The organism is Pantoea sp. FN0302 (assembly GCF_050113775.1).
Taxonomy (GTDB): Bacteria; Pseudomonadota; Gammaproteobacteria; order Enterobacterales; family Enterobacteriaceae; genus Mixta; species Mixta alhagi.
In genome coordinates this window covers 1-6,273 of sequence record NZ_JBNJSM010000012.1, presented here as the reverse complement: position 1 = coordinate 6,273, position 6,273 = coordinate 1, and the positions used below count along the sequence as shown (strand labels likewise).

Genomic DNA, 6,273 nt, shown 5'->3' with positions numbered 1-6,273 from the left:
TCAGTCTGGTTCAGGCGTCGGGCAATCTGGTTCAGGTTATTACCAATTCCGCTGACCTGTCGCAGCAGTTCAGGCGCCACCTCAGGCACACGGCGCTTGCGTGAAGTGTGTTCACCCAGACCAAGCTGACGCAGCCACTCCGCAAGGTGAATCCGGTCGCAGCGATCAAGCAACAGCTGATGCTCGGTTTCGGTAAGCCGGATTTTGATCTCTTTCGTTCGCTTTTCCATAGGCTCCACTGAGAAAAAATTCGCACCACTGTGAGAATTTTTCGCAGTGGATGCCAGGGGTTTCGGGGGGCGGCGAGCCCCCTGAACCAGTCACAGATGGCACCTCGAAGAGGGGACGCTGTGTGTACTGGCTTAAGGTAAGATGCAGTATGCCAGATGCGGTGTTGGCTGCAAAAAAAAAAGCCCTCTTTAAAGAGGGCTGTTATCTGATATAGGCTTGTTTAGTGCCAGGTCGCGCATCAAAGAAGACTGATCATTTCATCGATCGATTGTTTCAGCTCGGCTTCAGTATATCTATGAGCTTGCATAGTTGCATTTTCGGGGTGATGAATATGGTTCCGAATAAACGTCTGTAAGGTTGCTGGGCGAGGTTGCTTTGGCACACCATTGGTTTCCGGTGTCCATTGCTTGCTGTTGGTAATTCCTTGACCATTAAGCCATTGATCAAAATTAGACAGATTATATTGGCCGCTCTTCTCTTGTAAGTGACCATAAAGCTCATTATGTAGATCAACTGTTGGCAAGTTATATGCCTTATAGCTAATTTCTCCCCACGAAGGACTCCATGGAAACATAGGTGATGTGTTAGCAATTGAAATCAGATTTTTATTATTATCTTTTTTAAAGATAAAAAGCTCACAATTTTTTATTTTAGGAGATGAAAGCATAAACGGAGAGTGTGTTGTAACAAAAACCTGTTTTATTTTTGACAAAGTAAGGAGCGCATCCAGAAGTTTCTTTTGCCCCATTGGGTGTAAGCATATCTCAGGCTCATCTATAAAAAAATAAAATGGCTTAGATACCGCTGCATTCGCAGAGTTTGCTGTAATGTCCGCGTAAACCTGTAGTAATGATAAAGCTACAGCCCTTTGCATGCCGTGCCCTTTCTCATTCATAGGTACGGATACACCGTCATCGATAATTACATTTGCTGTTTTGAAAAAACTTTCTATCTGCAATTCATCGAAAGAAAATGAGATATTGGCATTTCCAAACTGCGAGGAAAAGACGCTTTGAACCATACCTTCAATCTGTGATATTTTTTGTCTTAAATCAGATGTAGGGTTATTAAAAATACTGTGATAACTATTTTGGAAGTTTTGATACTCTTGGGTGCTTGTATGTCCAAGTGCTATTTCTTTTAAAAGAGCACCGCAAATGGTTGAAGCTCCAAACTTGGACTCGTCACTCGGGTTAGTATCAGCCCAGATAAAATTGTTATCGTAGAGTTTTTTAAAAGGAGCATCTATCCCATTTGGATTGGTGTAATCCTGATCAACATCATTCCAAAATTTAACCTTTTTAATCTCTTCGGGATCATCTTTACTCCATGACCTTTTTACTTTAAAACACTCGCTCGCGCCTTCCTGATAAATATTTCTTAGGAACGAGTTTATCTTATTCTCTTGAACATGAGCATTAATAACACCGGTTAAATTACCGGTATAAGTAACCTCTATTGATAAATCATTAAGGATGATTGCGGGATCGGATTTATTAAGTAAAGTGGCCGGATCTTTTTTTGTGGAATCTTTAATAAACTCTAACGCTTCAAAAACAGTAGATTTACCTGAATTGTTTTCACCAACAAAAATATTTAGTCCGCTACCCTCCGTAGCCCCATCGGGAATATTAAAATTGATACTGTGATTTCCATGATAGCCTTTAAAATTATTAATATCGATAGATTTTATAAACATAGCTAATCCCTACTTTTATTTTTCATCCGGAAGTAAGTCCTTCTACTAACCCCAAGCTCTATCCAGGGCTCGCCTAAAGACCTTCTTCCACCGCCTTTACTAATCCGGCCACCAATCTTACCTCTTTTGGATTGGATTTCCGGTGTATGTGTTCTCTGCACAAATTCTTTAAAAGAAGAAATATCAAAATTTTTACTAGTCCATTTAGCAATGCTTTTAGCAATGCCACTCACTTCGTTATCATCAAGTGGCAATGAAAATTGAAGGTTATAGGCGCAGGCGCGCTCATGACAGGCTTGAAGCCACTGCTCATACTCCGGCCAGCCCTGACGGATGGCGCGGTATGCCCATTTGCGGGTTTTGTCGAATAGAGTGCAGTTACGGCCTAAGCCGTAATCGGCAACAATTTCTTTGTCGTTCGCCGCATTCAGATCGAGGAAATCGGCCAGCCAGTTCAGCGTATAGAGTTCCGGCTGCCATACGGCAATTTTCCAGTGTTCGTGGTTCGGATTTTTGCAGATTAGTCCCGAATACCCCGCATCAGCCTCTAATTTTTTACGTAGCGCGTTCTCCACGGCGGCGGCGTAGCGCAGCGGTTTCATTTTTCCGTCCGGCGCGGTGCGGATTGAGGTTTTAAGCGCGTACAGCAAATGCGCGTGTCCGTTTTCAGGATTGGTGATGGTCAGCGTGGGAGCGGGGGCGTTGCGGTCACTCCAGTCGATAGCGGCACCAGCGCGATCAACGTCGAACCCCAGCCAGAACATGGCGTGAGGCTGATTGAACTGGATGTATTTAGCCAGAATGGCGCGTTCTTTACCGGCAATACGTACACCAAAGTGCAGATCGTCCGAAAAGTACGGCTTGTGCGGTAAACGTTCGTTGAAAAGTTGGAGTGCAGCTTTACTCAAAGCGCCCTGCACTTATGGCGGGCTGTTGTCTGGCACGGTTCATGTGCTAATATTCCTTCAAGGTTTCGACCTAGCCCTGGTTATCATGCGATCCGCCAAGATATGACATGATTTCCGGGGCTTTGTTTTTTTGTTGCCGTTAAATTACACGCGAACGGCCTCGCCTGTCGAATCCTTCTGTCACAACGGCTTAGTGCGCCGCCAGCTCCTGGAAGAATTTCGGGTTCGCCTGGATAGTTGCCAGCACCTTTGCCGCCAGTCCGGTCGGGTTACGGCGTCCGGTTTCCCAGCTCTTAATGGTATCGAGGCTGGTTCCCAGCACTTTCGCCATCTCGCTCTGGGAAACGTTCAGCTGTGCCCTGATGGCCTTCACGTCTGCCAGCTCGTAGCGGGTGACGCGGGCGGGTTCTCTGACACCGTTTTTGATTTCAACGGCTTCTTCCAGAGAGGCTTTCAGCTCGTCAAAAAAACTCATGTTACACCTCGTCTTTCAGTCGTTGGGTCAGCGTCTTCAGCGCGGCTTTCTCCGCGTCCGTCAGGCTGTCTTTGGTGCTTTTCGGGTAGGCCATCACCAAATAAATCACCTCGGCGGTGGCCAAGAAGTAAATCACCCTCGCACTGCCACTTTTCCCCTGATTGCCCGTCGCCATCCTGATTTTGCGCAGCCCGCCGGTTTTCTGGATGAGATCGCCTTTTTCTGGCGATTCAATTAGCGTCTTTTGCAGCTCCCTGAGTTCTTCATCCGTGGCGATCTGTTTTATCTGACGGGTGAACATCGGGGTCTCGATAAACTCAATCGCGTGACTCAAGGCTGCCTCCTGTCCTTAATGGGGTACATAGTACACCTTTGCAGCTGCTTTTTAAAGTTTCTCGCTTCAATGTTGGTTGCAACATTACTGTCAGACAGAGTTAGCAATCCCTCTTTTGGTAAGTACAGTTGAAATGCGTGTATGCCACTCTCTGATAATTTTTGTTGTTTCAACTTCATTCACACATTTCACAAGTGTTCCTCTGGGCTGAGGTAGCATTTTCCCCCAGATCTCCCAGTCGAGAACCCGAATAGGGCGACGATGTTTAATCCAGCCAATTTCGCTGCTGTCATCATGTACGGCGTATGCTCCCCCAATAACCTGAACAAGGGCGATTAGCTTTGCTCCATTTTTGATTGCAACGATATCATTTACTTTCAAGTCATTTTTGAAAGCTGAGATTATCGACTCACCTTCGTTCCACTCACCTAACCCAATGATTTTCCTACTTTCCAATATTGAATATATATGTATATCGGCGAATGACTTATCGTCAGGATGCATCTGCATATGCCAGTAAGTAGTCATTTTTGTCTCCTTGACTCTTTGAACATGAATATCCCGTATTACATCGAGGGACCATAATAGCGGGTCGGCTTTTTCTGCGGTTCCGGCTGCTGCTCGCACTGCTTCTCCGCACGGGCACGGTCATGTTGTGCAATCAGCGCATCAAGCGGCTGACGTTCCTGCTCAAGCTCTCGACCTGCGCGCGCAAGCTGTCCACCTGACTGCTCAAGTGCTGACACACCCTGTCGCTGTGCGTCAGCGCCTGTGAGGTAGCCTCGAACATGTGCTGCAAGCTGCTGTAGCTGTCCTGCCACGCCTGCTGCTGTTGCTCGTAGCTTGTCTGTAAGCTCTCTAAGGCGCTCAGAAGCTGTTTTTCCATCTCGGTCATGGTTTTCCTCATCCTCGGTGTTAAAACCGCTCAGACGCGATTCAGGGCGTTCTGACGGGGTTATTTCGCCGTGTATTTCACCACGGTGTTGTCGGTCGTCGATGTATAGGTTTCCACGCCGTGCGCCTGCTTCGGCAGCACCACCAGGTAGGTGTTCCGGCGCGTGTCGTCGCTGTAAATCGTCACGCCCGCGCCGCTTTTCGCTTTCAGGCTCGCCAGCTGCTGGCTGTAGCTGTCCATTTCGCTCAGGCGCGAGGTGATGATCGTGCCCTGAAACCAGATTATCCCGCCCAGGATGCCGATCAGCAGGGCGAAGCAGATGAAGACCCACGCCATCGCCATTGAGACAGAGGTTCTGATCATGCCCGTCAGCCTGCCGTTCTGCTCGCGGATAGCGTTGCTGATGCTCTGCGAGCTTGATTGCAGTTCCACGCTGATAGACGTCTCCAGCCTCGCGAACTCGCGCTTCACGCTCTGCTCGGTATCCTGCGCCTGCTGCTTCGATTTCTCTTCGAAGCCCTTCGCCAAATTTAAAATCTCGCTCATATATCATTCCTTTCAGCCGGATATTTCGGCCGCCGTCCGGATCGGCAATGCTGATGCTGCTTTTCGTTTCCCGCGCTACGGTCAGGCCATAGCTTTCCAGCTGCGTCACCACGTCCTGCCGGCTGCGGATCACACCCTGCTGCATCAGGTTCATCAGGCCGGCGGTAATTTTCTCTGCCGCCTGCTGTTTGTCGCGGGGAAGATCGCTGGCCTGCGTCAGCGGGCGGCGGTAAGTCGGGTCGTTCGGGTCGCGCAGCCCCAGCCGGTCGTTGGTCAGGGTCTGCCAGGCGTTGACGCGGGGACGATCGGCGCGGTCAAAATAGGGTTGCAGGCGTTTGCCGCTCTGCAATTCGATGTTCGGGATGACAAAATTCAGCTCAAGCCGTCCCTTGTCGCGGTGCTCCACCCACAGGCAGGCATACTGGTCGCGGTCAAGGCCGGTCAGCAGCGTGTGCTCCCATTCATCCATCAGGCGCGATTTCTCGGCGTCTGCAATGTCCGGCTCCTGAAATGACAGCACACCGGAGGTGTAAGCGCGGGCAAAATCGCAGCCATCGATCAGCTCGCGTACGTGCTCAGGATTGCCACGCAGAACGCTGGCCTGTTCGCGCTGCCGGTCTTTTCCCAGCAGGTAATCCACCGGCCCGCTGCCCGAACCCGCACCCCGCGAATGAATTTTAACGATCACGGTTCTGCTCCAGCAGGTCGCCAAGCTGACGGTCGAGGCTGGTCAGTACGATGAGCAGCGAGGCACGTTCAGAAGGCGTCAGGGAATCAGTCTGGTTCAGGCGTCGGGCAATCTGGTTCAGGTTATTACCAATTCCGCTGACCTGTCGCAGCAGTTCAGGCGCCACCTCAGGCACACGGCGCTTGCGTGAAGTGTGTTCACCCAGACCAAGCTGACGCAGCCACTCCGCAAGGTGAATCCGGTCGCAGCGATCAAGCAACAGCTGATGCTCGGTTTCGGTAAGCCGGATTTTGATCTCTTTCGTTCGCTTTTCCATAGGCTCCACTGAGAAAAAATTCGCACCACTGTGAGAATTTTTCGCAGTGGATGCCAGGGGTTTCGGGGGGCGGCGAGCCCCCTGAACCAGTCACAGATGGCACCTCGAAGAGGGGACGCTGTGTGTACTGGCTTAAGGTAAGATGCAGTATGCCAGATGCGGTGTTGGCTGCAAAAAAAAA

8 protein-coding genes and 1 pseudogene are annotated in these 6,273 nt (G+C 49.7%); all 9 read right to left on the bottom strand.

Features of this window, described 5'->3' with window-relative positions; genetic code table 11:
* On the bottom strand, window positions 1-230 hold a 230-nt coding region (locus ACQE32_RS19745), incomplete at its 3' end, for a plasmid mobilization protein (protein ID WP_427022311.1).
* A 239-nt stretch (window positions 231-469) separates the two neighbouring features.
* Complete coding sequence (locus ACQE32_RS19740; protein ID WP_427022310.1) at window positions 470-1,930, bottom strand: ATP-dependent nuclease; 1,461 nt, start codon at window positions 1,928-1,930, stop codon at window positions 470-472.
* A gap of 2 nt (window positions 1,931-1,932) precedes the next feature.
* Window positions 1,933-2,838 carry a replication initiation protein gene (locus ACQE32_RS19735; protein ID WP_427022309.1) on the bottom strand — a complete coding sequence of 302 codons (906 nt, stop codon included), beginning with the start codon at window positions 2,836-2,838 and terminating at the stop codon, window positions 1,933-1,935.
* A 190-nt stretch (window positions 2,839-3,028) separates the two neighbouring features.
* Window positions 3,029-3,313: a NadS family protein gene (gene nadS / locus ACQE32_RS19730; RefSeq protein ID WP_001697687.1), complete on the bottom strand. Its 285-nt coding sequence runs from the start codon at window positions 3,311-3,313 to the stop codon at window positions 3,029-3,031.
* A 1-nt stretch (window position 3,314) separates the two neighbouring features.
* Complete coding sequence (locus ACQE32_RS19725) at window positions 3,315-3,647, bottom strand: type II toxin-antitoxin system RelE/ParE family toxin (RefSeq protein ID WP_427022308.1); 333 nt, start codon at window positions 3,645-3,647, stop codon at window positions 3,315-3,317.
* A 90-nt stretch (window positions 3,648-3,737) separates the two neighbouring features.
* Complete coding sequence (locus ACQE32_RS19720) at window positions 3,738-4,175, bottom strand: hypothetical protein (RefSeq protein WP_427022307.1); 438 nt, start codon at window positions 4,173-4,175, stop codon at window positions 3,738-3,740.
* A 427-nt stretch (window positions 4,176-4,602) separates the two neighbouring features.
* A complete protein-coding gene (locus ACQE32_RS19715) occupies window positions 4,603-5,088 on the bottom strand; it encodes an MbeB family mobilization protein (RefSeq protein WP_427022312.1) in 486 nt (161 codons plus the stop codon).
* Between the two features lie 370 nt (window positions 5,089-5,458).
* Window positions 5,459-5,608: pseudogene (locus ACQE32_RS19710) on the bottom strand (plasmid mobilization relaxase MbeA); the annotation flags it as partial.
* 157 nt (window positions 5,609-5,765) lie between these two features.
* Entirely contained in the window at window positions 5,766-6,092 is a 327-nt protein-coding gene (locus ACQE32_RS19705; RefSeq protein ID WP_427022306.1) for a plasmid mobilization protein, read from the bottom strand.
* Between the last annotated feature and the right edge of the window lie 181 nt (window positions 6,093-6,273).

Coding starts and splice junctions, on each gene's coding strand:
- ACQE32_RS19740 (WP_427022310.1), bottom strand. CDS start 1,930: ATGTTTATAAAATCTATCGATATTAATAATTTTAAAGGCTATCATGGA.
- nadS (WP_001697687.1), bottom strand. CDS start 3,313: ATGAGTTTTTTTGACGAGCTGAAAGCCTCTCTGGAAGAAGCCGTTGAA.
- ACQE32_RS19720 (WP_427022307.1), bottom strand. CDS start 4,175: ATGACTACTTACTGGCATATGCAGATGCATCCTGACGATAAGTCATTC.
- ACQE32_RS19715 (WP_427022312.1), bottom strand. CDS start 5,088: ATGAGCGAGATTTTAAATTTGGCGAAGGGCTTCGAAGAGAAATCGAAG.
- ACQE32_RS19705 (WP_427022306.1), bottom strand. CDS start 6,092: ATGGAAAAGCGAACGAAAGAGATCAAAATCCGGCTTACCGAAACCGAG.